The 25,132-nt window shown below is 61.5% G+C and carries 19 protein-coding genes; 12 read left to right on the forward strand and 7 right to left on the reverse strand.

Annotated elements, in window-relative coordinates; all coding sequences use genetic code 11:
* The first annotated feature begins 2 nt into the window (after positions 1-2).
* The 9 genes from murD to lpxC all read left to right on the forward strand — a co-directional run bounded on the left by murD (position 3) and on the right by lpxC (position 10,496).
* Positions 3-1,349 carry a UDP-N-acetylmuramoyl-L-alanine--D-glutamate ligase gene (murD, locus tag KGA98_RS07070; protein WP_223501917.1) on the forward strand — a complete coding sequence of 449 codons (1,347 nt, stop codon included), beginning with the start codon at positions 3-5 and terminating at the stop codon, positions 1,347-1,349.
* Positions 1,346-2,563 carry a putative lipid II flippase FtsW gene (gene ftsW / locus KGA98_RS07075; protein ID WP_056726220.1) on the forward strand — a complete coding sequence of 406 codons (1,218 nt, stop codon included), beginning with the start codon at positions 1,346-1,348 and terminating at the stop codon, positions 2,561-2,563. Before murD ends, ftsW begins: the two co-directional genes overlap by 4 nt.
* Entirely contained in the window at positions 2,553-3,623 is a 1,071-nt protein-coding gene (gene murG / locus KGA98_RS07080) for an undecaprenyldiphospho-muramoylpentapeptide beta-N-acetylglucosaminyltransferase (protein ID WP_046041926.1), read from the forward strand. Before ftsW ends, murG begins: the two co-directional genes overlap by 11 nt.
* Positions 3,616-5,076: a UDP-N-acetylmuramate--L-alanine ligase gene (gene murC / locus KGA98_RS07085; protein ID WP_007989894.1), complete on the forward strand. Its 1,461-nt coding sequence runs from the start codon at positions 3,616-3,618 to the stop codon at positions 5,074-5,076. The genes murG and murC overlap by 8 nt, the downstream gene beginning before the upstream one ends.
* Complete coding sequence (locus KGA98_RS07090) at positions 5,073-6,056, forward strand: D-alanine--D-alanine ligase (protein WP_150814942.1); 984 nt, start codon at positions 5,073-5,075, stop codon at positions 6,054-6,056. Before murC ends, KGA98_RS07090 begins: the two co-directional genes overlap by 4 nt.
* Before the next feature lie 4 nt (positions 6,057-6,060).
* A complete protein-coding gene (locus KGA98_RS07095) occupies positions 6,061-6,930 on the forward strand; it encodes a cell division protein FtsQ/DivIB (RefSeq protein ID WP_057713366.1) in 870 nt (289 codons plus the stop codon).
* A 15-nt stretch (positions 6,931-6,945) separates the two neighbouring features.
* Entirely contained in the window at positions 6,946-8,205 is a 1,260-nt protein-coding gene (ftsA, locus tag KGA98_RS07100) for a cell division protein FtsA (RefSeq protein ID WP_007989901.1), read from the forward strand.
* 73 nt (positions 8,206-8,278) lie between these two features.
* Positions 8,279-9,472 (forward strand): cell division protein FtsZ, encoded by a 1,194-nt coding sequence (gene ftsZ / locus KGA98_RS07105; protein WP_008016708.1) that lies wholly within the window; start codon positions 8,279-8,281, stop codon positions 9,470-9,472.
* 112 nt (positions 9,473-9,584) lie between these two features.
* Positions 9,585-10,496 (forward strand): UDP-3-O-acyl-N-acetylglucosamine deacetylase, encoded by a 912-nt coding sequence (gene lpxC / locus KGA98_RS07110; protein ID WP_007916984.1) that lies wholly within the window; start codon positions 9,585-9,587, stop codon positions 10,494-10,496.
* 173 nt (positions 10,497-10,669) lie between these two features.
* Here the strand turns inward: lpxC and KGA98_RS07115 are convergent, their stop codons facing one another.
* From KGA98_RS07115 to KGA98_RS07145, 7 genes are all read right to left on the reverse strand, one after another.
* Positions 10,670-12,172: a sensor domain-containing diguanylate cyclase gene (locus tag KGA98_RS07115; RefSeq protein WP_223501918.1), complete on the reverse strand. Its 1,503-nt coding sequence runs from the start codon at positions 12,170-12,172 to the stop codon at positions 10,670-10,672.
* 242 nt (positions 12,173-12,414) lie between these two features.
* The gene (locus KGA98_RS07120; RefSeq protein WP_057713368.1) at positions 12,415-12,639 is read right to left on the reverse strand and encodes a hypothetical protein; all 225 of its coding nucleotides are present in this window, start codon (positions 12,637-12,639) and stop codon (positions 12,415-12,417) included.
* 188 nt (positions 12,640-12,827) lie between these two features.
* Positions 12,828-14,192, reverse strand: coding sequence for a heavy metal sensor histidine kinase (locus tag KGA98_RS07125; protein WP_223501919.1), 1,365 nt, complete (start codon positions 14,190-14,192; stop codon positions 12,828-12,830).
* Complete coding sequence (locus KGA98_RS07130; RefSeq protein ID WP_056726212.1) at positions 14,182-14,859, reverse strand: heavy metal response regulator transcription factor; 678 nt, start codon at positions 14,857-14,859, stop codon at positions 14,182-14,184. The genes KGA98_RS07125 and KGA98_RS07130 overlap by 11 nt, the downstream gene beginning before the upstream one ends.
* Positions 14,860-14,868: 9 nt before the next feature.
* Positions 14,869-17,970 carry a multidrug efflux RND transporter permease subunit gene (locus KGA98_RS07135; RefSeq protein WP_223501920.1) on the reverse strand — a complete coding sequence of 1,034 codons (3,102 nt, stop codon included), beginning with the start codon at positions 17,968-17,970 and terminating at the stop codon, positions 14,869-14,871.
* Complete coding sequence (locus KGA98_RS07140; RefSeq protein WP_223501921.1) at positions 17,967-19,127, reverse strand: efflux RND transporter periplasmic adaptor subunit; 1,161 nt, start codon at positions 19,125-19,127, stop codon at positions 17,967-17,969. Before KGA98_RS07140 ends, KGA98_RS07135 begins: the two co-directional genes overlap by 4 nt.
* Positions 19,128-19,809: 682 nt before the next feature.
* Positions 19,810-20,778 (reverse strand): LysR family transcriptional regulator, encoded by a 969-nt coding sequence (locus tag KGA98_RS07145; RefSeq protein WP_150814291.1) that lies wholly within the window; start codon positions 20,776-20,778, stop codon positions 19,810-19,812.
* A gap of 332 nt (positions 20,779-21,110) precedes the next feature.
* On the opposite strand from KGA98_RS07145, the gene KGA98_RS07150 reads away from it, so the two are divergent.
* The 3 genes from KGA98_RS07150 (at position 21,111) to KGA98_RS07160 (ending at position 25,132) form a co-directional block, all read left to right on the forward strand.
* Entirely contained in the window at positions 21,111-22,610 is a 1,500-nt protein-coding gene (locus KGA98_RS07150) for an efflux transporter outer membrane subunit (protein ID WP_223501922.1), read from the forward strand.
* 139 nt (positions 22,611-22,749) lie between these two features.
* Positions 22,750-24,942, forward strand: a complete 2,193-nt coding sequence (locus tag KGA98_RS07155) for an FUSC family protein (protein ID WP_223501923.1) — start codon at positions 22,750-22,752, stop codon at positions 24,940-24,942.
* Positions 24,932-25,132 (forward strand): DUF1656 domain-containing protein, encoded by a 201-nt coding sequence (locus KGA98_RS07160; protein WP_090457594.1) that lies wholly within the window; start codon positions 24,932-24,934, stop codon positions 25,130-25,132. The genes KGA98_RS07155 and KGA98_RS07160 overlap by 11 nt, the downstream gene beginning before the upstream one ends.

Genomic DNA, 25,132 nt, shown 5'->3' on the forward strand with positions numbered 1-25,132 from the left:
AAGTGTCTCTGATCGCTTCTGACCACTTCCGCATCGTTGTCGGCCTCGGCAAGAGCGGCATGTCCCTGGTTCGCTTCCTGGCGAACCGGGGCGTGGCGTTTGCCGTGGCCGATACGCGGGAAAGTCCACCGGAACTGGCCGCGCTCAAGCGTGACTATCCGCACGTGGAAGTGCGTTGTGGCGAGTTGGATGTCGAGTTCCTGTGCCGTGCCGACGAGCTCTACGTGAGCCCCGGCCTGGCGCTGGCGACCCCGGCCCTGCAGGCCGCCGCCGCCCGTGGCGTGAAATTGTCCGGTGACATCGAGCTGTTCGCGCGTAACGCGAAGGCGCCGATCGTGGCCATCAGCGGCTCCAACGCGAAAAGCACCGTCACCACGCTGGTCGGCGAAATGGCGGCTGCGGCTGGCAAGCGAGTTGCCGTCGGCGGCAACCTCGGCACCCCGGCGCTGGACCTGCTCAGCGACGATATCGAGTTGTACGTGATGGAGCTGTCGAGTTTCCAGCTGGAAACCACCGACCAACTCAACGCCGAAGTGGCGACTGTGCTCAACATCAGCGAAGACCACATGGACCGTTACAGCGGTCTGCCGGCCTATCACCTGGCCAAGCACCGGATCTTCCGTGGCGCCAGGCAGTTCGTGGTCAATCGCCAGGACGCCCTGAGCCGTCCGCTGATGGGCGAGGGCCAGCCATGCTGGACCTTCGGCCTGAGCAAACCCGATTTCAAGGCTTTTGGTATTCGTGAAGAAGACGGCGAGAAATACCTGGGCTTCGAGTTCCAGAACCTGATGCCAGTGCGCGAATTGAAGATTCGCGGCGCCCACAACCAGTCCAACGCCCTGGCAGCCCTGGCCCTGGGCCATGCGGTCGGCCTGCCGTTCGATGCCATGCTGTCGAGCCTGCGCACATTCGCCGGTCTCGAGCATCGCTGCCAATGGGTCCGCGACCTCGATGGCGTGGGTTACTACAACGATTCCAAGGCCACCAACGTCGGTGCCGCACTGGCGGCCATCGAAGGCCTCGGCGCGGACATCGACGGCAAGATCGTGCTGATCGCCGGTGGCGACGGCAAGGGTGCCGAGTTCAAGGACCTGCGCGATCCGGTGGCGGCCAACTGCCGCGCCGTGGTCCTGATGGGTCGTGACTCCGACAAGATCGGTGAAGCCATCGGCGATGCCGTACCGCTGATCCGCGCCGGCTCCCTGGTCGAAGCCGTCGAGCAATGCCGCGCTGCAGCCCAGCCGGGCGACGTGGTGCTGCTGTCGCCTGCCTGCGCCAGTTTCGACATGTTCAAGAACTACGAAGACCGTGGTCACCAGTTCGTCCAAGCCGTGGAGGATCTGGCATGAGCCTCAAAGGCATCATCAAGCCGTATCCATCGCCGCTCATCACCGGGCGCGGTATCGACCTCGACTTCCCGATGCTCGCCGGCTGCCTGACGCTGCTCGGCCTGGGGCTGATCATGATCGCCTCGGCATCGACCGAAGTGGCGGCCGTGCAGTCGGGCAGCGCCCTGTATTACATGATTCGCCACCTTATTTACGTGGTGCTGGGCCTGGGTGCCTGCATCGTCACCATGATGATCCCGATTGCCACCTGGCAACGCCTGGGCTGGCTGATGCTGCTGGGGGCGTTTGGCCTGCTGGTAATGGTGATCATCCCGGGGATCGGCCGTGAGGTTAACGGCTCGATGCGCTGGATCGGATTCAGTTTCTTCAACGTCCAGCCTTCCGAGATCGCCAAGGTGTTCGTGGTGATCTACCTCGCCGGTTATCTGGTGCGTCGCCAGAAAGAAGTGCGTGAAAGCTGGATGGGCTTCTTCAAACCGTTCATCGTGCTGCTGCCGATGGCGGGCCTGCTGCTGATGGAGCCGGACTTCGGTGCCACCGTCGTGATGATGGGGGCCGCGGCGGCGATGCTGTTCCTTGGCGGCGTCGGGTTGTTCCGCTTTTCCCTGATGGTGGTCCTGGCCGTCGGCGCAGTGGTTCTGTTGATTCAAATGCAGCCGTATCGAATGGCGCGTCTGACCAACTTTGCCGACCCATGGGCCGACCAGTTCGGCGCTGGCTATCAGTTGTCCCAGGCATTGATCGCCTTCGGTCGCGGCGAATGGCTGGGCGTGGGCCTGGGCAACAGCGTGCAGAAACAGTTCTACCTGCCGGAAGCCCACACTGACTTCGTGTTCTCGGTCCTGGCCGAAGAGCTGGGTGCGGTGGGTTCGTTGTGCACCGTGGCACTGTTTGTCTTCGTGTGTATTCGTGGCATGTACATCGGTTTGTGGGCTGAAAAGGCCAAGCAGTTTTTCGCAGCTTATGTGGCATACGGTCTGTCGTTCCTGTGGATCGGCCAGTTCCTGATCAACATCGGCGTGAATGTCGGCCTGCTGCCGACCAAGGGGCTGACCCTGCCGTTCCTCAGTTATGGCGGTAGTTCGTTGGTGATTTGCTGCGCCTGTCTCGGCTTGTTGCTGCGCATCGAGTGGGAAAGTCGAACCCACCTGGGCAGCGAAGAGATGGAATTCCATGAGAGCGACTTCGCCGAGGAGCCGAACCATGGGCGCTAACGTCATGATCATGGCTGGCGGTACCGGTGGCCACGTGTTCCCGGCGCTGGCCTGTGCCCGCGAATTCCAGGCGCGCGGCTACACCGTGCACTGGCTCGGCACCCCGCGTGGGATCGAGAACGATCTGGTGCCGGCGGCCGGTATCGAACTGCATCGGATCAATGCCAGCGGTCTGCGCGGCAAGGGCAAATTGTCCCTGCTAAAGGCACCGTTCATGTTGTTCAAGTCGGTCTGGCAGGCGCGGGCGATCATTCGCCGTCTGCAGCCGGTCTGCGTCGTTGGCTTTGGTGGGTTTGTGACCGGTCCTGGCGGCGTCGCGGCCAAACTGGCCGGTGTGCCGGTGATCGTTCACGAACAGAACGCCGTGGCCGGTACCGCCAATCGGTTGCTGGTGCCGTTGGCCGCCCGAGTCTGTGAAGCGTTCCCCGACACCTTTACCCTGTCGGACAGCCGCCGGACCACCGGTAATCCGGTGCGCACCGAGCTGTTCCTCGAGACATCGCGACCTGCCCTGGCCGGTCGCAAGGCGCGTTTGCTGATCCTGGGCGGAAGTCTGGGCGCAGAACCGTTGAACAAGTTGCTGCCTGAAGCCCTGTCGCAAGTCGCTGCCGATTTGCGTCCGGAAGTGTTCCATCAGGCCGGCAAAAACCACGATGAAGTGACTGCAGAGCGTTATCGCGCGGCTGGCGTCGAGGCGCAGGTGCAGCCCTTCATCAAAGACATGGCCCAAGCCTACAGCTGGGCCGACCTGGTGGTATGTCGCGCAGGCGCGCTGACCATCAGTGAACTGGCCGCCGCCGGTCTGCCCTCGATGCTGGTGCCTTTGCCTCATGCCATCGACGATCACCAGACCCGCAACGCCGAATATTTGGCCCGTGAAGGTGCAGCCTTCCTGATGCCACAAAGAACGACTGGCGCAGCGGATCTTGCCGCTCGCCTGACAGAGGTCCTGATGCAACCACAACGACTCAACGAAATGGCTACCGCGGCACGCCGCCTGGCCAAACCCGATGCCACCCGTAACGTGGTCGATAGCTGCCTGGAGGTGGCCCATGGTTGAGAGTCAGAAAGCCATGCCGCAACCGGAAATGCGCCGCATCCGTCGCATCCACTTCGTCGGTATCGGCGGTGTTGGCATGTGCGGGATTGCCGAAGTGCTGCTGAACCTGGGTTATGCCGTGTCCGGCTCTGACCTGAAGGCTTCGCCGGTGACTGAACGCCTGGAGTCCTTCGGCGCGCAGATCTTCATCGGCCATCGCGCCGAGAACGCCGCGGCCGCCGACGTGCTGGTGGTGTCGAGTGCCGTGAACACGTCCAACCCGGAAGTCGCTACCGCGCTGGAACGCCGTATTCCGGTGGTGCCGCGGGCAGAGATGCTGGCTGAGCTGATGCGTTATCGCCACGGTATCGCCGTTGCCGGTACCCACGGTAAAACCACGACCACCAGCCTGATCGCTTCGGTGTTCGCCGCCGGTGGCCTGGACCCGACATTCGTGATCGGTGGCCGCCTTAATGCCGCGGGTACCAATGCCCAGCTTGGCACCAGCCGCTACCTGATCGCCGAAGCCGACGAAAGCGACGCCAGCTTCCTGCACTTGCAGCCGCTGGTGGCCGTGGTCACCAACATCGATGCTGACCACATGGCGACCTACGACGGTGACTTCAACAAACTGAAGAAAACCTTCGTCGAGTTCCTCCACAACCTGCCGTTCTATGGCCTGGCCGTGGTGTGCCTGGACGATCCGGTGGTGCGTGAAATCCTCCCGCAGGTCAAGCGTCCGACCGTTACTTACGGCTTCGGCGAAGACTGCGACGTGCGCGCCATCAACGTGCGCCAGCAAGGCATGCAGACCTTCTTCACCGTACTGCGTCCCGACCGCGAGCCACTGGATGTTTCGGTGAACATGCCGGGCAACCACAACGTATTGAATGCCCTTGCGACCATCTGCATCGCCACCGACGAAGGCGTCAGCGATGAAGCCATCGTCCAGGGCCTGTCCGGGTTCCAGGGGGTCGGCCGACGCTTCCAGGTCTACGGCGAACTGCCGGTGGACGGCGGCAATGTGATGCTGGTCGATGACTACGGTCACCACCCGACGGAAGTCGCGGCCGTGATCAAGGCCGTACGCGGTGGCTGGCCGGAGCGCCGCCTGGTGATGGTCTACCAGCCGCACCGCTACAGCCGCACCCGTGACCTGTACGACGATTTCGTCAATGTGCTGGCCGACGCCAACGTACTGCTGCTGATGGAAGTCTATCCGGCCGGCGAAGAACCGATTCCGGGCGCCGACAGCCGCAAGCTGTGCAACAGCATCCGTCAGCGTGGCCAGCTCGACCCGATCTACATCGAGCGTGGCGTCGACCTCGCGCCAGTGGTCAAGCCGCTGCTGCGCGCCGGCGACATCCTGCTGTGCCAGGGCGCCGGCGATATCGGCGGTCTCGCACCAAAACTGTTGAAAAGTGAGTTGTTCGCCGGTGCCGTTGCCGCACCGGAGAAGGGGAAGTTGAAATGACTGTTGCCTACGCCAACCTGGTCTCCACGATCGCGCCGAAAGACTTCGGCCGCGTCGCCGTGCTGTTCGGCGGCAAGAGCGCCGAGCGTGAGGTCTCCCTGAAGTCGGGTAACGCTGTTCTGGACGCGCTGCAAAGCGCCGGTGTGGACGCGTTCGGCCTCGACGTGGGCGATGACCTGCTGCAGCGTCTGCTCAACGAAAAAATCGACCGCGCCTTCATCATCCTCCACGGCCGTGGCGGTGAAGACGGCAGCATGCAGGGCCTGCTCGAATGCCTGGGCATTCCGTACACCGGCAGCGGCATCCTGGCTTCGGCCCTGGCCATGGACAAACTGCGCACCAAGCAGGTCTGGCACAGCCTGGGCATTCCAACCCCACGTCACGCGGTACTGAGCAGCGAGGCCGACTGTATTTCGGCGGCGACGGAACTGGGCTTCCCTTTGATCGTCAAACCGGCCCATGAAGGTTCAAGTATCGGTATGGCCAAAGTGAGTTCCGCGTCCGAATTGATCGACGCATGGAAAGCGGCCAGTACCTACGATTCGCAAGTGTTGGTCGAGCAATGGATTCACGGTCCGGAGTTCACCATCGCCACCCTGCGTGACCAGGTGTTGCCGCCGATTGCCCTGGGCACCACGCACAGCTTCTACGACTACGACGCCAAGTACATCGCCAACGATACCCAGTACCGCATTCCGTGCGGTCTGGACAGCGCCAAGGAAAAGGAACTCATGGACCTCACGGCGAAAGCCTGTGAAGCGCTGGGTATCGCCGGTTGGGGCAGGGCAGACGTGATGCAGGACGCCGACGGGCAGTTCTGGTTCCTGGAGGTCAACACCGCACCGGGCATGACCGATCACAGCCTGGTGCCGATGGCGGCCCGTGCCGCCGGTCTGGATTTCCAGCAACTGGTTCTGGCCATTCTGGCCGAGAGCGTTGTCGGCAAGACTGCCGGTAACCAAGAGTCGACGAGAGGTTAAGGCCATGCAAGGCGCTCAGCTCAGACATCAGCCCACCGCACCGACCGGCCGCAAGCCGGTACCGCGGGGTGCCAGCCGAATGGTGGCCAAAGAGCCGATGTCCGCGCGCCTGCCGAAAGCCAACTTCGGTTTTCTCAAAGCGTTGTTCTGGCCGGTACTGCTGGTGGCTTTGGGGTTCGGTACTTACGAAGGCGCGACACGGTTGTTGCCGTATGCCGACAGGCCGATCACCAAGATCAACGTGCAGGGCGACCTGAGTTACATCAGCCAGCAAGCGGTGCAGCAGCGGATCGCCCCCTACGTGGCGTCGAGCTTCTTCACCATCGACCTGGCGAGCATGCGCACCGAGCTGGAACAGATGCCATGGATTGCCCACGCCGAAGTGCGCAGGGTGTGGCCGGATCAAGTGGTGATCCGCCTGGAAGAACAACTGCCCGTGGCCCGTTGGGGCGACGAGTCGCTGTTGAACAACCAGGGCCAGGCCTTCACCCCGCGCGAGCTGGCGAACTATGAACACCTGCCACAGCTGTTCGGCCCACAGCGGGCTCAGCAGCAAGTGATGCAGCAATACCAGGTACTGAGCCAGATGCTCAGGCCGCTGGGCTTCTCGATTGCACGCCTCGAACTGCGTGATCGCGGCAGCTGGTTCCTGACCACCGGCCCCGGCAGTGCGGGTCCCGGGATAGAACTGCTGCTGGGACGCGGCAACCAGGTGGAAAAGATGCGCCGTTTCATCGCCATCTATGACAAGACGCTCAAAGAACAGATTACGAACATTGCGCGCATCGATCTGCGCTACGCCAACGGCCTCGCTGTTGGCTGGCGGGAACCTGTAGCGCCCACGGCAGCCCAACCCGCTGTCGCGAAGAATTAAGAAGAGGCAGGACCCATGGCAAACGTGCAAAGCGGCAAAATGATCGTCGGTCTCGATATCGGCACCTCCAAGGTGGTGGCGCTGGTGGGCGAGGTCGCGGACGACGGCACGCTGGAAATCGTCGGGATCGGCACCCATCCGTCCCGTGGCCTGAAAAAAGGCGTGGTGGTGAACATCGAGTCCACCGTGCAATCGATCCAGCGCGCCATCGAAGAAGCGCAGCTGATGGCTGGTTGCCGCATTCACTCGGCGTTCGTCGGCGTGGCCGGTAATCACATCCGCAGCCTGAACTCCCACGGCATCGTGGCGATTCGTGATCGCGAAGTCAGCTCGGCGGACCTTGAGCGTGTGCTCGACGCGGCCCAGGCCGTGGCGATCCCGGCTGACCAGCGCGTGCTGCACACCCTGCCGCAGGATTACGTAATCGATAACCAGGAAGGCGTCCGCGAACCGCTGGGCATGTCCGGCGTACGTCTGGAAGCCAAGGTCCACGTGGTCACCTGCGCCGTCAACGCCGCACAGAACATTGAAAAATGCGTGCGCCGCTGCGGTCTGGAAATCGACGACATCATTCTCGAGCAACTGGCTTCCGCGTACTCGGTACTGACCGATGACGAGAAAGAGCTGGGCGTGTGCCTGGTGGACATCGGTGGCGGTACTACCGACATCGCGATCTTCACCGAAGGCGCGATCCGTCACACCGCGGTGATCCCGATTGCCGGTGACCAGGTGACCAACGACATCGCCATGGCGTTGCGCACTCCGACCCAGTACGCCGAAGAAATCAAGATCCGCTACGCCTGTGCCCTGGCCAAACTGGCCGGTGCCGGTGAAACCATCAAGGTGCCAAGCGTTGGCGACCGTCCACCGCGTGAGCTGTCCCGCCAGGCCTTGGCCGAAGTGGTTGAGCCGCGCTACGACGAACTGTTCACGCTGATCCAGGCCGAACTGCGCCGCAGTGGCTACGAAGACCTGATCCCGGCCGGCATCGTGCTGACCGGCGGTACGTCGAAGATGGAAGGCGCTACCGAACTGGCCGAGGAAATCTTCCACATGCCGGTGCGCCTGGGCGTGCCTCACGGCGTGAAAGGTCTGGATGACGTGGTACGCAACCCGATCTATTCCACCGGCGTCGGCCTGTTGATGTACGGCCTGCAGAAGCAGTCCGACGGCATCTCGTTCTCGGGCATCGGCAGTCGCGACAGCTACAGCAACGAAGAGCCACAGGCTCCGCTGCTGGACCGCCTGAAGAAGTGGGTCCAGGGCAATTTCTGAAGATTTACCGCAATACCGTTACACCGAAGCACGCAGTAGGCGAAAAAACTAGAGAATGTAAAGGAGAGGGAAAATGTTCGAACTCGTAGACAACATCCCCGCAAGCCCGGTAATCAAAGTTATCGGTGTCGGCGGTGGCGGCGGCAACGCTGTCAACCATATGGTCAAGAGCAACATCGAAGGCGTCGAGTTCATCTGCGCCAACACCGATGCTCAAGCGCTGAAAAACATCGGCGCGCGGACCATCCTGCAACTGGGCACCGGCGTGACCAAGGGCCTGGGCGCTGGCGCCAACCCTGAAGTTGGCCGTCAAGCTGCTCTGGAAGACCGTGAGCGCATTGCCGAAGTGCTGGCCGGCACCAACATGGTGTTCATCACCACTGGCATGGGCGGCGGTACCGGTACCGGTGCTGCGCCGATCATCGCCGAAGTGGCCAAGGAAATGGGCATCCTCACCGTTGCGGTGGTGACCCGTCCGTTCCCGTTCGAAGGCCGCAAGCGTATGCAGATCGCCGACGAAGGCATCCGCATGCTCTCCGAAAGCGTCGACTCGTTGATCACCATTCCCAACGAGAAGCTGCTGACCATCCTCGGTAAAGACGCCAGCCTGCTGTCGGCTTTCGCCAAGGCAGACGATGTATTGGCCGGTGCCGTTCGCGGTATCTCCGACATCATCAAGCGTCCGGGCATGATCAACGTCGACTTCGCCGACGTGCGTACCGTGATGAGCGAAATGGGCATGGCGATGATGGGCACTGGCTGCGCCAGCGGTCCGAACCGTGCACGCGAAGCCACCGAAGCGGCCATTCGCAACCCGCTGCTGGAAGACGTGAACCTGCAAGGCGCTCGCGGCATCCTGGTGAACATTACCGCCGGTCCGGATCTGTCCCTGGGTGAATACTCCGACGTGGGTAGCATCATCGAGGCATTCGCCTCCGAGCACGCGATGGTCAAGGTCGGTACCGTTATCGATCCGGACATGCGCGACGAGCTGCACGTGACTGTCGTTGCCACAGGTCTGGGCGCTAAAATCGAGAAGCCTGTGAAGGTCATCGACAACACCGTCCACACTTCGATGGCTGCACAGCCACAACAACAGGCCCCTGTTCGTCAGGAAGCTCCAGCGGTGAACTACCGTGACCTGGACCGTCCGACCGTCATGCGCAACCAGGCTCAGGCCGGTGCTGCGACTGCCGCGAAGATGAATCCGCAAGATGATCTGGACTACCTGGACATCCCGGCTTTCCTGCGTCGTCAGGCCGATTGATGGAATGTATCAGGGCTATGAAGGTGATTGGTGTTCAGCAAAGGCGTGGTCTGCTATCATCGCCAGCCTTTGTTGATACCAGTTCGCAATTTGCGCTGAAGCGGCCCAAGCCATGATTAAACAACGCACACTGAAAAATATTATCCGTGCCACAGGTGTAGGCCTGCACTCCGGGGAGAAGGTCTACCTGACCCTCAAGCCTGCGCCTGTCGACACTGGCATTGTGTTTTGTCGCGCTGACCTCGACCCTGTGGTGCAAATTCCTGCCCGCGCGGAAAACGTCGGTGAAACCACTATGTCGACCACGCTGATCAATGGCGACGTCAAAGTGGACACGGTAGAGCACTTGCTCTCGGCCATGGCTGGCCTGGGCATCGATAACGCCTACGTCGAGCTCTCCGCGTCCGAAGTCCCGATCATGGATGGCAGCGCTGGACCCTTCGTATTCCTGATTCAATCGGCAGGCCTGGAAGAACAGGACGCCGCCAAGAAATTCATCCGCATCCTGCGTGAAGTGACAGTGGAAGACGGCGACAAGCGCGCCACTTTCGTCCCTTTCGAAGGGTTCAAGGTGAGCTTCGAGATCGATTTCGATCACCCGGTTTTCCGGGACCGCACCCAAAGTGCAAGCGTGGATTTTTCCAGCACTTCGTTCGTAAAAGAAGTCAGCCGCGCCCGTACTTTCGGTTTCATGAGTGACATCGAGTACCTGCGCAAGCACAACCTCGCACTCGGCGGCAGCGTTGAAAACGCTATTGTGGTCGACGCCGATGGCGTACTGAACGAAGACGGCCTTCGCTATGAAGACGAATTCGTGAAGCACAAGATTCTCGATGCAATTGGTGACCTCTACCTGCTGGGCAATAGCCTGATTGGTGAGTTCAAGGGCTTCAAGTCCGGCCACGCACTGAACAACCAGCTGCTGCGCAAGTTGATTGAGCAGACAGATGCCTGGGAAGTCGTGACGTTCGAAGACGCCAGCACTGCACCGATCTCTTACATGCGTCCGGTTGCGGCCGTGTAAGCAAAAAACCTCTCTAGTTTTTTAAAGGCTACCTTCGGGTGGCCTTTTTTTATGTCCGAAGTTTGTAGTGCCTGGGCTGGCCTCATCGCGAGCAAGCTCGCTCCCACAGTTGATTGCATTCCCCTGTGGGAGCGAGCTTGCTCGCGATGGCGTCCTCCCATCCAATGAAAATCCTATTCGGCACAAACCACCCGGTTACGCCCCCCTTCCTTGGCCTGATACAGCGCCTTGTCGGCACTGAACAGCAATTGCTCCAGGTTGATATCGCTGGCCGCCGTCCAGGTGGCAATACCGATACTCACACTCATCGGCGGTTCACCGACGTCCACCAGTGGCAGTTTCTGCGCCGCCTCGCGGATGTGCTCGGCGATCTGCTTCGCGCCTTCACTGTCAGTTTCGGCCAGGATCACCGAAAACTCCTCGCCGCCATAGCGAGCCACCAGATCCGTCGGGCGATGGACATTGGCGCGCAGGACCCCGGCCAATGCCCGCAAGGCTTCGTCGCCGGCCTGATGTCCGTGCCGGTCATTGAAGGCCTTGAAGTGATCGGCATCGATCATCAGCAACGACAACGGCCTGCCACTGCGCTGCGCACGAAACCATTCATGGCGCAGGGTCTGATCAAGGGATCGACGGTTGGCCACGCCGGTCAAGGCATCGGTGGCCGCCAGTTGCGCCAATTCCTGCTCGGCACTTTGGCGCCGTCGCAGCTCACGGCAGAGCAGCCAGGTCAGCCACAACAGGCCGATGCACAAGACCCCTGTTGCACCGCTGATCACATAGGCCGTGCGGTTCCAGGTGGCGAACACTTCGTCGACGGAAAGGGCCACGATGACGGTCAGCGGCAGATTGCCGACCCGGGTAAAGGTGTACAGGCGTCGTTGATGATCGACACTCGACACGCTTTCAAAGGTACCACTGCGCTCGCGCAGCATGCGTACGACGTTGGGACGGCTGGAGAAACTTTTGCCGATGGCGTTTTGCTCCCGGTACGGTTTCTGCGCCAGGAGGATCCCGTCATCGTTAATGATGCCCAGCGTACTGCCGTTGCCGATGTCGAGGCTGTTGAACAGTTGGTCGAAGTAGCTCATGCGCATCGACGCCACCGCGACCCCCAGAAACTCACCCGTGGGCGAAGAAATGCGCCGGCTGAAACTGATGCGCCATTCGTCGCTGTCATCGCAGTCGCAGCGTGGCTTGAACGGTCGGCTGATAAACATGCCGGTGTCGTGATTGAAGGCATGGGCCAGGAAATAATCGCGGTCAGCGAAGTTGCCCGGTTTCGGCTCGATCAATGATGAGTCGGCCAGCACGTCGCCGTGCTTGTCCAGCAGCAGGATGTCGCCCTTGTAGCGCGCAGTGGTGGAGCGGTCGAACAGCACCAGATGACGGATCTGCGGTGCAACCTGTTTAAGGTCGTCCCGTTGGGCGGCGGCGATCAGGCCCTGCAAGGTCAAGTCATAGAGCTCGACCGTACGCAGGACATCGGTATCGATCAGTTGCGCAATGGTGGTCGCGCTGCGTGTGGCGGTCTGCTGGGCGTAGGCGTGTTCGCGGATCAGCAGGAAAGTGACGATGCACAGGATCGAGATGACGGTCAGGGTACTGCCGAAGATCACCATGATCTCGGGTCGCCCGGTCGGGACTTGAAAATGTGCGGTGCGGCTTGCGGTCATAGGGCTGACGTCTGCTAAAGGGACGCTCTAAGCGTAGTTGCATAAACGTAGCAGCCGAGTGAATCGTTCCCTCGAACGATTGATCTTGGGTGTGGGCATCAGTGACTTTCGTTGCGCAAATTGCAATGAAGGCCGAGTCGCCACTATAAAAAAAGCCGCTGACAGCAGCGGCTTTGAAGACAACTTCTCAAAGGGAAGAGCCGATGAAAAGTGTCGAGGGAAACGGGAGTGATCGGTGCGGGTCAGCTGTCTTTCTCGGCCAGTGGCTGGGCCTGGATGCTGGATGCCTGCGGGGCTTGGGAGTCTTGAGCAGCCTTGGCCGTCATCTCGATCTGATGCTCTTCGAACGTTGCAGCGCGTGCGGCGTTATGCGCGACGAAAGTCTGCGATTCTTCCGCCATCGCCAATGGCGACAGGAACAAAGAGGACAAAACGAAAGCGCTGGCAATACCCATACTGTTGGACATTTTTAAAACCTTCTTGCTTGGCAAGTGCTGTTTGGTGCGGGCAAAGATAAGGATATGAGGCGAGGGGAAAAAGAGCGGATTCATGAAAGGACTGTTGCGCTTATGGCAATAGTTGATTGGCCGCTTATATGTGTTCAACCCTCTCCAATGTGGGAGCGAGCAAGCTCGCTCCCACATTGGAGAGGGTTTCAGACGGGAAGATGAATCCCGAAAGTATTCATCCCATGATCACTGCGCACGAACACATCGCCGCCATGCATCAGCGCAATCGCCTTGACGATGGCCAGCCCCAGACCGTGATTGTGGCCGCTGTTGCTGCGTGACGCATCGACCCGGTAGAAGCGTTCGAACAGGCGCGGCAGATGTTCGTTGGCAATCGGCGAACCCGGGTTGGCGACGCCGATGCTGACTTGATGCTCCTGGGCTTCGATCCGCACTTGAATCACCTGCCCGGGCGCGGTGTGCTGCACCGCATTATTCAGCAAGTTGATCAATGCCCGGCGCAGATGGGCGATCTCGATGCGCACCTGCGCGTCACCACTGACCTCAACCTGGACCTGAGCGTCTTCGAGAATGAAATCCAGATATTCCAGGGTCGTGGCCACCTCATCGGCCAGCGAGGTTGAGGTGAGTTTGGTCGCCTTGCTGCCCTGGTCGGCGCTGGCGAGAAACAGCATGTCGTTGATGATCGAACGCAGTCGCTCAAGCTCTTCGAGGTTCGATTGCAGCACTTCGAAGTAATGCTCGGCGGAGCGCCCGCGGGTCAATGCGACCTGGGTCTGGCCGATCAGGTTGGTCAGTGGCGAGCGCAGTTCATGGGCGACATCGGCGTTGAATGACTCAAGGCGCGAGTAGGCTAGCTCGACCCGTTCCAGGGTCGAGTTGAACGAGCTGACGAATTGATCGAGTTCCGGCGGCAACGGTGACAATCGCAAGCGCCCCGAGCGCAACGGCGGGGCCAGGCGCTGGGCTTCCTGGGACAGTTTGATCAGCGGCTTGAGCCCGATCCGCGCCACCCAATAACCCAGTGCCGAGGCCAGCAGCACACCGGCAATCGCCAGGCTGATCAGCGCGACCAGCAGGTGATGCTGGGTATGGAAAAACGTTTCGGTGTCGATGGCGATCATGAAGCGCAACGCTGGGCGCTGGTCCTTGGCCGGGAACTCGCTGACCAGCACTTTCAGCGGATACGGGTGCTCCGGCAGGTGCATGTCGCGCGTGCCCAGCGGGCCTTGGGCAAAGGCACGGATCTGTGAGGTCAGGTTGCCGTATTCGTAGTGTGGATCGCCGCTGATGATCCAGAAGCTGATGCGCTTGTCTTCTTCGCTCAGCAGGTTGAGCTTGTTGTTGATCTTCACCCAGTGCTCGGGCGTGCCGTAACGGCCGACCGTGGATTCGAGCACGCTGTAGCGCGCATCGAGTTCGGCTTCTGGCAGCAGGCCCAGGCCTTTGTCGACCTGCTGGTACAGCGCCCAGCCGATCAGCAGGAACACCAGCAGCGCCACCAGCGTGAACATTACGCTCAGACGCAGGGCGATGGAATTACTGGACACCACGGCTCTCCAGCACATAACCCATGCCACGAATGGTGTGCAGCAGTTTCTCTTCGAACGGCCCGTCGAGCTTGGCCCGCAGGCGTTTGATCGCGACTTCGACGACGTTGGCGTCGCTGTCGAAATTGATGTCCCAGACCATCTCGGCAATGGCGGTTTTCGAGAGGATTTCACCCTGGCGCCGGGCCAGTACGCTGAGCAGCGAGAACTCCTTGGCGGTCAGGTCCAGGCGTGTACCGGCGCGGGTGGCCTTGCGGCTGATCAAATCTATCCACAGGTCGGCGATGCTCACTTGCACCGGTTCATGACCGCCGCTGCGCCGGGTCAGCGCTTGCAGGCGTGCCACCAGTTCAAGGAAGGAAAACGGTTTGCCCAGATAGTCATCGGCGCCTTCACGCAAGCCCTTGATGCGGTCTTCCACACGCTCGCGGGCGGTGAGCATGATCACCGGGGTTTGCTTGCGCGCACGCAAGGCGCGCAACACACCGAAGCCGTCGAGACCCGGCAGCATGACGTCGAGGACGATCACCGCGTAGTCGCTCTCCAGCGCCAGGTGCAGACCTTCCACACCATCGCGGGCCAGATCCACGGTGAAACCCTGTTCCGTCAGGCCGCGATGCAAATAGTCTGCGGTTTTTTCTTCGTCTTCGATAATCAGAACGCGCATGACCCCGCCTCAGTCTGTGGTCGCCAGCACCGGTTCTGGCGCAGGTTTAGGTCGATGGAATAGCCGCTCAAGCCACAAGTATATGACCGGCGTGGTGAACAGCGTCAGCGCCTGGCTCACCAGCAAACCGCCGACCACAGCGATCCCCAGGGGCTGGCGCAATTCGGCGCCGGTGCCATAGCCGAGCATCAACGGCAGAGCGCCGAGCAGGGCAGCGAGGGTGGTCATGATGATCGGCCGGAACCGTGTGATGCAGGCCTTGAAAATCGCTTCCTCAGGCGACATTCCGCCATTGCGCTGCGCTTCGAGGGCGAAGTCGATCATCAGGATGCCGTTCTTCTTGACGATACCGATCAACAGCACCAGTCCGATCAAGGCCATGATGGAAAAGTCCTGGCCGCAAATCCACAGCATGATCACCGCGCCGAGGCCCGCCGAAGGCAAGGTCGAAATGATCGTCAGCGGGTGCACGAAGCTCTCGTAGAGCACGCCGAGAATGATGTACACCGCCAACAGCGCCGCCAGGATCAACCACGGCTGGCTGGCCAGCGAACTCTGGAACGCCTGGGCCGCGCCCTGGAAATTACCGCTGATGGCGGTCGACATGCCGATGTCGGCCTTGGCCTGGTTGAGCATGATCACCGCATCGCCCAGTGCCACGCCGGGGGCCAGGTTGAACGACAGGTTGGCGGCGGGGAACATCCCGTCATGGGCGATGGACAGCGGGCCGATAGTCGGCGCATCGAACCTGGCCAGGGCCGACAGCGGCACCATTTCCCCGCTCAGGGGCGAGCGCAGGTAGAAGTAGTTGAGGCTTTCGGCCTTGCCGCGCTGCTTTGTATCCAGTTCCAGGATCACGTTGTACTGGTTGATCTGGGTCTGGAATTCATTGACCTGACGCTGGCCGAAAGCATCGTACAGGGCTTCGTCGACGTCACTGGCGGTGAGGCCGAAACGTGCAGCGGCGCTACGGTCGATGCTGATGTGGGTGATGCTGCCGCCCAGTTGCAGGTCGTTGGAAATATCGCGGAACGCGGGGTTGCTGCGCAGTTTTTCCGTCAAGCGTTGGGTCCAGGTGCTGAGGGTCGCACCGTCGTTGCTCTTGAGCACGTATTGGTACTGGGCGCGGCTCGGGCCGGAGCTGAGGTTGATGTCTTGCCCTGCACGCAGGTACAGGACGATACCCGGGACTTTCATCAGTTGCGGGCGAATCCGGTCAATGAACTGACTGGCCGAGACATCGCGGTCGCTGCGTTTTTTCAGGGTGATCCAGAAGCGGCCGTTGGCGATGGTCTGGTTGCTGCCGGAAACCCCGACCGAGTGCGAGAACGTTTCCACCGCAGGGTCGGCGGCGACGATTTCCGCCATTGCCAGGTGTTTTTTCACCATGTCGCCGTAGGAAATGTCGGCAGCGGCTTCGGTGGTGCCGAGGACGAAACCGGTGTCCTGGATCGGGAAGAAACCTTTCGGGATCAGAATGTACCCGGCAACGGCCAGGCCCAGTGACAGGCAGAACACGCCGATCATCAAGCGCTGATGGGCGAGGGCGTGGCGCAGGCCTTTTTCGTACCATGCCAGCAGACGCTCGCCAAAGCCCGGTTTGTCGTGGGCATGATGCACGGGCGCGCGCATGAACAGCGCAGCGAGGGTCGGTGCCAACGTCAGCGAAACCACCACCGAAATCATGATGGTGGAGGTGGCGGTCAGGGCGAACTCCTTGAACAGCCGGCCGACCACACCGCCCATGAACAGCAGCGGAATGAACGCCGCCACCAGCGAGAAACTGATCGACACCACGGTAAAACCGATCTCGCCGGCACCCTTGATCGCCGCCTCGCGCATGCCGTCGCCGGCCTCCAGATGCCGGTGAATGTTCTCCACCACCACGATCGCATCGTCCACCACAAAGCCCACGGCGACCACGATCGCCACCAGCGTGAGGTTGTTCAGGCTGAAGCCCATGACGTACATCAGCGCAAAGCTGGCGATCAGCGACACACCGAGCACTGCCGACACGATCAGCGTGGCCGACAGTTGGCGCAGGAACAGCGCCATCACCGCCACCACCAGCATCACAGCGATCATCAAGGTGATTTCCACCTCGTGCAGCGAGGCGCGGATGGTCTGGGTGCGGTCGATCAACACCTTGACCTGCACCGAGGCGGGCAACATCGCTTGCAGCGCCGGCAGCGCGGCCTGAATGCGATCCACGGTCTCGACGATGTTGGCGCCTGGTTGGCGGAAAATCACAAGGTTCACACCCGGTTGCGAACCCGCCCACGCCTGAACGTAGGCATCTTCCGAACCGTTGACGACTTTCGCGACATCCTTGAGGTGAACCGGTGCACCGTCCTTGTAGGAAACGATCAACTGGCTGTATTCGTCGGGGTGGAACAACTGGTCGTTGGTCGACAGGGTTGAAATGCTCGATTCGCCGTACAGCGCCCCTTTGGCCAGGTTGAGGCTGGTCTGCTGGATCGCCAGGCGAATGTCCGCCAGAGTCAAGCCGATGGCGGCGAGTTTGTCGGCGGACACCTGGACACGGATCGCTGGACGCTGCTGACCGGTGATGACGACCTGGCCTACACCGTCGACCTGACTGAGCTGACGGGACAACAGGGTTTCCGTCAGGTCGCTGAGCTCCGGGCCAGGCATCAGCGAGGAGTTGACGCTGAGGATCAGCACCGGGCTGTCGGCCGGGTTGACCTTGCGCCAGGTCGGCAGGTTCGGCATGTCCTTGGGCAGTTTGCCCGCGGCGGTGTTGATCGCCGCCTGCACTTCCTGGGCGGCGGTGTCGATGCTCTTGTCGAGGGTGAATTGCAGGGTCAGGTTGGTCGAGCCCAGTGCACTGCTCGAGGTCATCTGGGTTACGCCGGGAATGGCACTGAATTGCACTTCAAGAGGCGTGGCCACCGAGGAAGCCATGGTTTCCGGGCTGGCGCCGGGAAGTTGCGCGGCCACCTGGATGGTCGGGAATTCTGCCTCCGGCAACGGCGCTACCGGCAGGCGCGGAAACGCGATGACACCCAGCAGCACCAGGGCGAACGTCAGCAGGACCGTGGCCACCAGGTGGTCGATGCACCAGGCTGAAATCGAACCATGGCCCTTCATTGCGCCGCCTCCGATCGCACCACCTGAGATGGCTCGGTCAGCACTTGCACAGTAGCGCCGGGCTTGAGCCGCGACTGACCATCGCTGACCAGAACATCACCCGGCTTCACACCCTTGATGATGTCCTGGCCGCTGCCTTGATAGACCATCTGCACCTGCACGGCTTCGACCTTGTCCCCATTGACCCGGTACACGAAGTGCTGGTCGAGGCCGCGTTGTACGACTGTCGGCGGCACCACCAGCGCATCTTTATCCAGGGCTGTCTGAATCTTTACCGTCACCAGCAGGCCCGGCCAGAGTTTCTGTGCGTCGTTGTCGAATTCGGCTTTGGCGCGGATGGTGCCGGTGTTGGCGTTGATCTGGTTGTCAATCAGGGTCAGGTGACCTTCGCCGAGCAGGTTACCGGTTTCGCCGTCGGTGTCGGCCCCGATGTAGGCCTTGACCCGAGCGTGCCGTGGGTCGTTGATCAGGCCTTGCAGGGTCGGCAGCATTTGCTGCGGCAGGGAGAATTCCACAGCGATCGGGTCGATCTGGGTCACGGTGAACAGGCCTTGGGTGTCGGTCATGCGCAGGAAGTTGCCTTCGTCGACGGTACGAATGCCGACACGACCGCTAACCGGGGAGCGAATTTGTGTGTAGGAAAGCTGTACCTCGGCGGAGTCAATCGAGGCCTGGTTACCTTGGGCGGTGGCCTTGAGCTGGTTGACCAGGGCTTGTTGCTGGTCGTAAGTCTGCTTGGACACGCCGTCGTCGACACTCAACAGCTTGTAGCGCTTGAGGTTGACCAGCGCCACTTGCAGTTGCGCCTGGCTTTCGCCCAGTTGTGCCCGGGCCTGGTCGAGGCTGGCGCGGATCGACCGGTCGTCGATGGTGGCCAGCAGGTCACCTTTTTTCACCAGTTGGCCTTCCTTGACCAGCAATCTGGTGAGGATGCCGTCGATTTGCGGGCGTACCACGACGCTGTGCAGGGACAGTACCGAACCGATGCCGCTGACGTAGCGCGGTACGTCTTTTTCGGCGACGGCGACCACGCGCACCGGGATGGCGGTGGGGGTGGCGAGTTTGGCCTTGGCCGGTTTGGTGGCGTACCACAGGCCCAGCGCTGCCAGGACGATCAGAAGGGCGACGAGCAGGGCGGATTTTTTCTGGATTCGCATGCGAGTGGGGCGCCGGGGCTGGGTGGTCGGTAGGTGGGTAAGGTAGTTTCCTTTATAAACCTGTTTGCCGGTCAGGAGGGTGACGGCTAACTGACGGCGCTGTCAGTTTGCGGTTTGGTTTGGTCTTGGCGGCCTCTGGGCCGACCATGTTGTGGGTGACCGTGTGCATATCCGTTTCTTCGGTCACGGCGGCTATCGGTTCCGCCCTTACGGCGGGTCACTTGGAAAAGCCCCAAGTAACCAAGGGCTCTTGCCCCTGACGTTCGGCCCTTCGCTTAGGCTCAGGGTGCCCTCGCTCCGGTCCTGCTCCGTGGGCCCGCCGCCATCGGCCATCCATGGCCGGGGGCGGCTAACCCGGCATCCATGCCGGGTTGCCCACTCCGCAGAACCTGCGCTCAGCCTCTCGAGGGGGCGTGTACCGCAAAAGCAAAAGCGAGGCGGCCTACCGGCCGGCCTGATTTTCCTGACCGTGCATAATTCAAAATGTGGGAGCGGGCTTGCTCGCGAAGGCGGCCTGACAGCCGGCCAATTTCTGGCAGATTGATGCAAATCCAACTGTGGGAGCGAGCCTGCTCGCGAAAGCGGTGTATCTGCTCACAGAGATTTGAATGTGAGAACGCCATCGCGAGCAGGCTCGCTCCCACAATGAATCAATCTGATGTGAGCCGGGCTCGGGCATCCATCAATTCGCCACCCGAACCCCTCCCAGGCTCCCGCTCAACTCATACGCCGCCAATTCCGCCTGATGCGCCGCCAGCAATTCCGGCAACGATCCACGCAAATACTCGACCCAGGTCTTGATCTTCGCATCCAGGTACTGGCGCGACGGGTAGATCGCATACAGGTTCAGTTCCTGGGAGCGGTAGTTGGGCATCACGCGCACCAGTGTGCCGTTGCGCAGGCCTTCTATCGCGGCGTACAGCGGCAGCACCCCAACGCCCATGCCGCTGATGATCGCGGTTTTCATCGCGTCGGCGGAGTTCACCAGGAAGGGTGAGCTGTTGATGGTGACCATTTCCTGGCCATCAGGGCCGTCGAAGGCCCATTTCTCCAGCGGAATCACCGGGCTGACCAGGCGCAGGCAGGCGTGGTTGAGCAGGTCGCTGGGTTTTTGTGCGCAGCCGTTGGCTTTGACGTAGGCCGGCGAGGCGCAAACGATGCTGTAGGTGATGCCCAGGCGCTGGGAGACGAAACCCGAATCCGGCAGTTCGCTGGCGAGGACGATGGACACGTCATAACCCTCGTCGAGCAGGTCCGGCACGCGGTTGGCCATGGTCAGGTCGAAGGTCACGTCCGGATGGGTCTTGCGGTAGCGGGCGATGGCGTCGATCACGAAGTGCTGGCCGATGCCGGTCATGGTGTGCACTTTCAGTTGCCCGGCCGGGCGTGCGTGGGCGTCGCTGGCCTCGGCTTCGGCTTCTTCGACGTAGGCCAGGATCTGTTCACAGCGCAACAGGTAACGCTTGCCGGCTTCGGTCAGGGCAATGCGGCGGGTCGTTCGGTTGAGCAGGCGGGTTTGCAGGTGGGCTTCCAGGTTGGAGACCGCGCGCGAGACGTTGGCCGTGGTGGTGTCCAGTTGCACGGCGGCGGCGGTGAAGCTGCCGGCTTCGGCCACGTAACTGAAGGCGCGCATGTTTTGCAAAGTGTCCATGGGGTGCTCTCTCGTCGAATGACAAATTGTGACACGAAGTTTCAGAGTCTGAGACCCCAGACTTAAGGATTATCTCGTTTACGGTAACAAAGATTCACAGGAATCCCAGCTTATCGCCATTCAGACCGCCCCATAGAATTGCGCAACTTGGCAAACCGGGGCTCGACCCACCGCATAACCTGTGGGAGCGGGCTTGCTCGCGAAGACGGTCTGACATTCACCATCAATGTCGACTGATGTACCGCTTTCGCGAGCAAGCCCGCTCCCACAAAAGCGGAACTCCAGTTTCCAGAAAATCTCGTACCTCCCCCCTATTTCAGGAAATCGCAGCAGTGCCGCGTCGCATCAGCAGAGCGCTTCAGCCGCTCAGTGTTTTGGCTTTAACCCTGGCAATCAGCGGCTGCATCGGAACCGGAGGTATTGCCCCACAGGGCAAGGCGCTGGAGGCCAACTCACTGGCTACCGACGAAGCGATCCAGAGCGCCGCGCAAGATGCGCACTGGCCCACCGCGCAATGGTGGCAGGCCTATGGTGACCCGCAGCTGAACCGCTGGATCGACCTCGCCCTGCAAGGCAGCCCGAGCCTGGCCATGGCCGCCGCCCGGGTCCGTCAGGCCAGGTCCATGGCCGGCGTGGCGCAAGCGACCGAGTCGCTGCAGATCAACGGCGAGTCCACCCTCAAGCGTCACAACTGGCCTACCGACCAGTTCTATGGTCCCGGCGAGCTGGCCAACAGCACCACCTGGGACAACAACGCCGCGCTGGGTTTCAGTTATGCCCTCGACCTCTGGGGCCGCGAAAGCAATGCCACCGAGCGCGCCGTGGACATGGCGCACATGACCGTCGCCGAGGCTCGTCAGGCCCAGCTCGAGTTGCAGGACAACATCGTCCGGGTCTACATCGAGCTTTCGCTGCATTACGCACAACGGGACATCGTCGAAGCGACCCTGAAGCAGCAACAGCAGATTCTCGATCTGGCACAGAAGCGCCTGAATGGCGGCATCGGTACCCATTTCGAAGTCAGCCAGGCTGAAACCCCGCTGCCGGAAACCCATCGTCAGATCGACGCCCTCGACGAAGAAATCGCCTTGAGCCGCAACCAGCTCGCCGCCCTCGCCGGCAAGGGCCCGGGGGAGGGCGCGCAGTTGCTGCGGCCAACGCTGTCGCTGGGTGCGCCGCTGAAACTGCCGTCGTCGCTGCCGGCGCAATTGCTCGGCCAACGCCCGGACGTGGTCGCCAGCCGTTGGCAAGTGGCGGCGCAGGCGCGGGGTATCGATGTCGCCCATGCCGGTTTCTACCCGAACGTCGATCTGGTCGGCAGCCTTGGCTACATGGCCACCGGCGGTGGAGCCCTGGAGTTCTTGACCGGCAAGAAACTCAACTACAGCGTGGGGCCGGCGATTTCGTTGCCGATCTTCGATGGCGGGCGCTTGCGCGCGGAATTGGGCGAAGCCTCGGCCGGGTATGACATCGCCGTGGCCAAGTACAACCAGACCCTGGTCAACGCCCTGAAAAACATCTCCGACCAGTTGATCCGCCGCGAGTCCATGGACAAACAGCAGGCTTTCGCCGCCGAGTCGGTGGCCACTGCGCAGAAAACCTACGACATAGCCATGATCGCCTACCAGCGTGGCCTGACCGACTACCTCAACGTGCTCAATGCCCAGACCTTGTTGTTCAAGCAGCAGCAAGTGCAGCAGCAGGTTCAGGCGGCGCGCCTCAGTGCCCATGCCGAACTGGTGACGGCGTTGGGCGGTGGTCTCGGTGCCGGTATTGACGTGCCGAACGCCGAACAGACTCAAGTGCCGAAAACCCCGAGCCTTTTGCGTTGAACACGAACCCTGTGGGAGCGGGCTTGCTCGCGAAAGCGGTTTGTCAGGCGGAAAAAATGCTGACTGACACTCCCTCTTCGCGAGCAAGCCCGCTCCCACAGGTCCTGAGTCTGACCTTATTTTTATTGAGCAGGATTTCATGACTCCCTTGCCCGCCCCTTTGCGCTGGCTGTACTCCCTGGAATGGCGCCGGGGTTTCTTCGACTGGGCACGCAGCGACGGCGTGACTTGGGTCTACATTTTCAAGGTGCTGTTCGCGGCATTCCTGACGTTATGGCTGGCCATGCGCCTGGAGCTGCCGCAACCGCGTACGGCGATGATCACGGTGTTCATCGTCATGCAGCCGCAAAGCGGCCAGGTGTTCGCCAAGAGTTTCTATCGTTTTCTCGGCACCCTGGCCGGTTCGGCGGTGATGGTCGCGCTGATCGCCCTGTTTGCGCAGAACACTGAGTTGTTCCTCGGTTCGCTGGCGATCTGGGTCGGTATCTGCACGGCCGGCGCCGCCCGCTGCCGCAACTTCCGCGCTTACGGTTTCGTCCTCGCCGGATACACCGCGGCGATGGTCGGCTTGCCCGCGCTGGCCCACCCGGACGGCGCGTTCATGGCGGCGGTCTGGCGGGTATTGGAAATCTCGTTGGGCATTCTCTGTTCGACCCTGATCAGTGCCGCCATCCTGCCGCAATCGGCTAGCGCGGCGATGCGCAATGCCTTGTATCAGCGCTTTGGCGTGTTCGCCCTGTTCGTCACCGACGGCTTGCGCGGTCGCAGTCAGCGGGAGGCGTTTGAGGCCGGCAACGTGCGTTTCATCGCCGAAGCCGTGGGCCTGGAAGGCTTGCGCAGTGTCACGGTGTTCGAAGACCCGCACATGCGTCGACGCAATGGCCGGCTCAGTCGCCTGAACAGCGAGTTCATGGGGATCACCACGCGCTTCAATGCCTTGCACCAGTTGCTCGAACGCTTGCGCAGCAGCGCGGCGGACACCGTGGTGGCAGCCATCAAGCCGGGTCTGCAGGACCTCGCCGAGTTGCTCGACGGCTTCAGCGGTCGTGCCCTGACCAGCGCCGATGCGGCACGCCTGGTCGCGGTGCTGAACGCCTACAAGGAAGGTTTGCCGGCGCGAGTGCGCTGTCTGCGGGCAGCGTTCCAGCAGTGCGATCCGAGCGATGCCGAGCAACTGGATTTCCACACCGCGTACGAGCTGCTTTATCGTTTCGTCGACGACTTGCACGGTTATGCACAGACCCATGCCTCCCTGGCCGACCACAGTCACGAACGGGAGCGCTGGGACGAGCCGTTCACCCCGCAAACCAACTGGATGGCAGCGGCAGCATCGGGAATTCGCGCAGCGTTCATTCTGGCGGTATTGGGCAGCTATTGGGTGGCAACCGCCTGGCCGAGCGGGGCGACCATGACCCTGATTGCCGCCGCGACGGTGGGCCTGTCCGCCGCCACCCCGAACCCGAAACGCATGGCCTTTCAGATGGCGTGCGGGACATTGCTCGGGGCGCTGATCGGCTTCGTCGAGATGTTTTTCATTTTCCCGTGGATCGACGGATTTCCGTTGCTGTGCGTGATGCTCGCGCCGGTGATCGTACTGGGATCGTTCCTGACTTCGCGGCCGCAATACGTCGGCGTCGGCCTGGGTTTGCTGATCTTCTTCAGCACCGGTTCGGTGCCGGACAACCTCACGGTCTACAACCCCTACACCTTCATCAACGACTACATCGCCATGGTGCTGGGCATGCTGGTGTGTGCAGCGGCCGGGGCGATCATTCTGCCGCCCAACAGCCGCTGGCTGTGGCGTCGGCTGGAGCAGGATTTGCGCGGCCAGGTGGTGTACGCCATCAGCGGCAAACTCAAGGGATTGGCGTCGAGTTTCGAAAGCCGCACCCGCGATCTGGTGCATCAGGCCTACGGCTTCGCGGCGGGCCAACCGCAAGTGCAGCGGGACTTGCTGCGCTGGATGTTCGTAGTGCTGGAAGTCGGCCACGCGATCATCGAGTTGCGCAAGGAACAGGCGATTTTGCCGGTGCATCCGGCCTATGCCGAATCCCGGCCGTGGCGCCAGGCGATCCGGGTGATGGGGCGTGCGCTGGTGCGGCTGTTCCTGCAACCGAACAGCAGCAATCTCGAACGCGCGCTGATTGCCGTCGATCACGCGATCAGCCGTGTGCAGTCCACCGACGAACCCTTCGCCCCGCACTTCGATACCTCGGCGTTGCGCCGGGTGAAGAGCTACCTGCACTTCATCCGCACCTCTCTGCTCGATCCGCAATCACCGCTCGCCACCTTCGCAAGCAGCCAGCCCCAAGGACTTGAACATGCCTCGTGAAATCGCCTTCCACGGCGTGTACATGCCGACCATGACCCTGATGTTTTTCATCGCCGCGGCGCTTTCCTGGGCGCTGGACCGGTTCCTGTCCGGGTTCGACCTGTACCGTTTTTTCTGGCATCCGGCGTTGCTGCGCCTGAGCCTGTTTACCTGTCTGTTCGGCGCGTTGGCGCTGACTGTCTACCGTTGA

The organism is Pseudomonas sp. BF-R-24 (genome assembly GCF_019947335.1).
Lineage (GTDB): Bacteria > Pseudomonadota > Gammaproteobacteria > Pseudomonadales > Pseudomonadaceae > Aquipseudomonas > Aquipseudomonas jessenii.

Bases quoted from the DNA above. Each gene is read 5' to 3' on its own strand.
- murC (WP_007989894.1), top strand. From the start codon at position 3,616: ATGGTTGAGAGTCAGAAAGCCATGCCGCAACCGGAAATGCGCCGCATC.
- KGA98_RS07140 (WP_223501921.1), bottom strand. From the start codon at position 19,127: ATGCGAATCCAGAAAAAATCCGCCCTGCTCGTCGCCCTTCTGATCGTC.
- KGA98_RS07155 (WP_223501923.1), top strand. From the start codon at position 22,750: ATGACTCCCTTGCCCGCCCCTTTGCGCTGGCTGTACTCCCTGGAATGG.
- KGA98_RS07160 (WP_090457594.1), top strand. From the start codon at position 24,932: ATGCCTCGTGAAATCGCCTTCCACGGCGTGTACATGCCGACCATGACC.
- murG (WP_046041926.1), top strand. From the start codon at position 2,553: ATGGGCGCTAACGTCATGATCATGGCTGGCGGTACCGGTGGCCACGTG.
- KGA98_RS07130 (WP_056726212.1), bottom strand. From the start codon at position 14,859: ATGCGCGTTCTGATTATCGAAGACGAAGAAAAAACCGCAGACTATTTG.
- KGA98_RS07095 (WP_057713366.1), top strand. From the start codon at position 6,061: ATGCAAGGCGCTCAGCTCAGACATCAGCCCACCGCACCGACCGGCCGC.
- lpxC (WP_007916984.1), top strand. From the start codon at position 9,585: ATGATTAAACAACGCACACTGAAAAATATTATCCGTGCCACAGGTGTA.
- ftsZ (WP_008016708.1), top strand. From the start codon at position 8,279: ATGTTCGAACTCGTAGACAACATCCCCGCAAGCCCGGTAATCAAAGTT.
- KGA98_RS07145 (WP_150814291.1), bottom strand. From the start codon at position 20,778: ATGGACACTTTGCAAAACATGCGCGCCTTCAGTTACGTGGCCGAAGCC.
- KGA98_RS07115 (WP_223501918.1), bottom strand. From the start codon at position 12,172: ATGACCGCAAGCCGCACCGCACATTTTCAAGTCCCGACCGGGCGACCC.
- KGA98_RS07135 (WP_223501920.1), bottom strand. From the start codon at position 17,970: ATGAAGGGCCATGGTTCGATTTCAGCCTGGTGCATCGACCACCTGGTG.
- KGA98_RS07120 (WP_057713368.1), bottom strand. From the start codon at position 12,639: ATGTCCAACAGTATGGGTATTGCCAGCGCTTTCGTTTTGTCCTCTTTG.
- ftsA (WP_007989901.1), top strand. From the start codon at position 6,946: ATGGCAAACGTGCAAAGCGGCAAAATGATCGTCGGTCTCGATATCGGC.
- KGA98_RS07090 (WP_150814942.1), top strand. From the start codon at position 5,073: ATGACTGTTGCCTACGCCAACCTGGTCTCCACGATCGCGCCGAAAGAC.
- ftsW (WP_056726220.1), top strand. From the start codon at position 1,346: ATGAGCCTCAAAGGCATCATCAAGCCGTATCCATCGCCGCTCATCACC.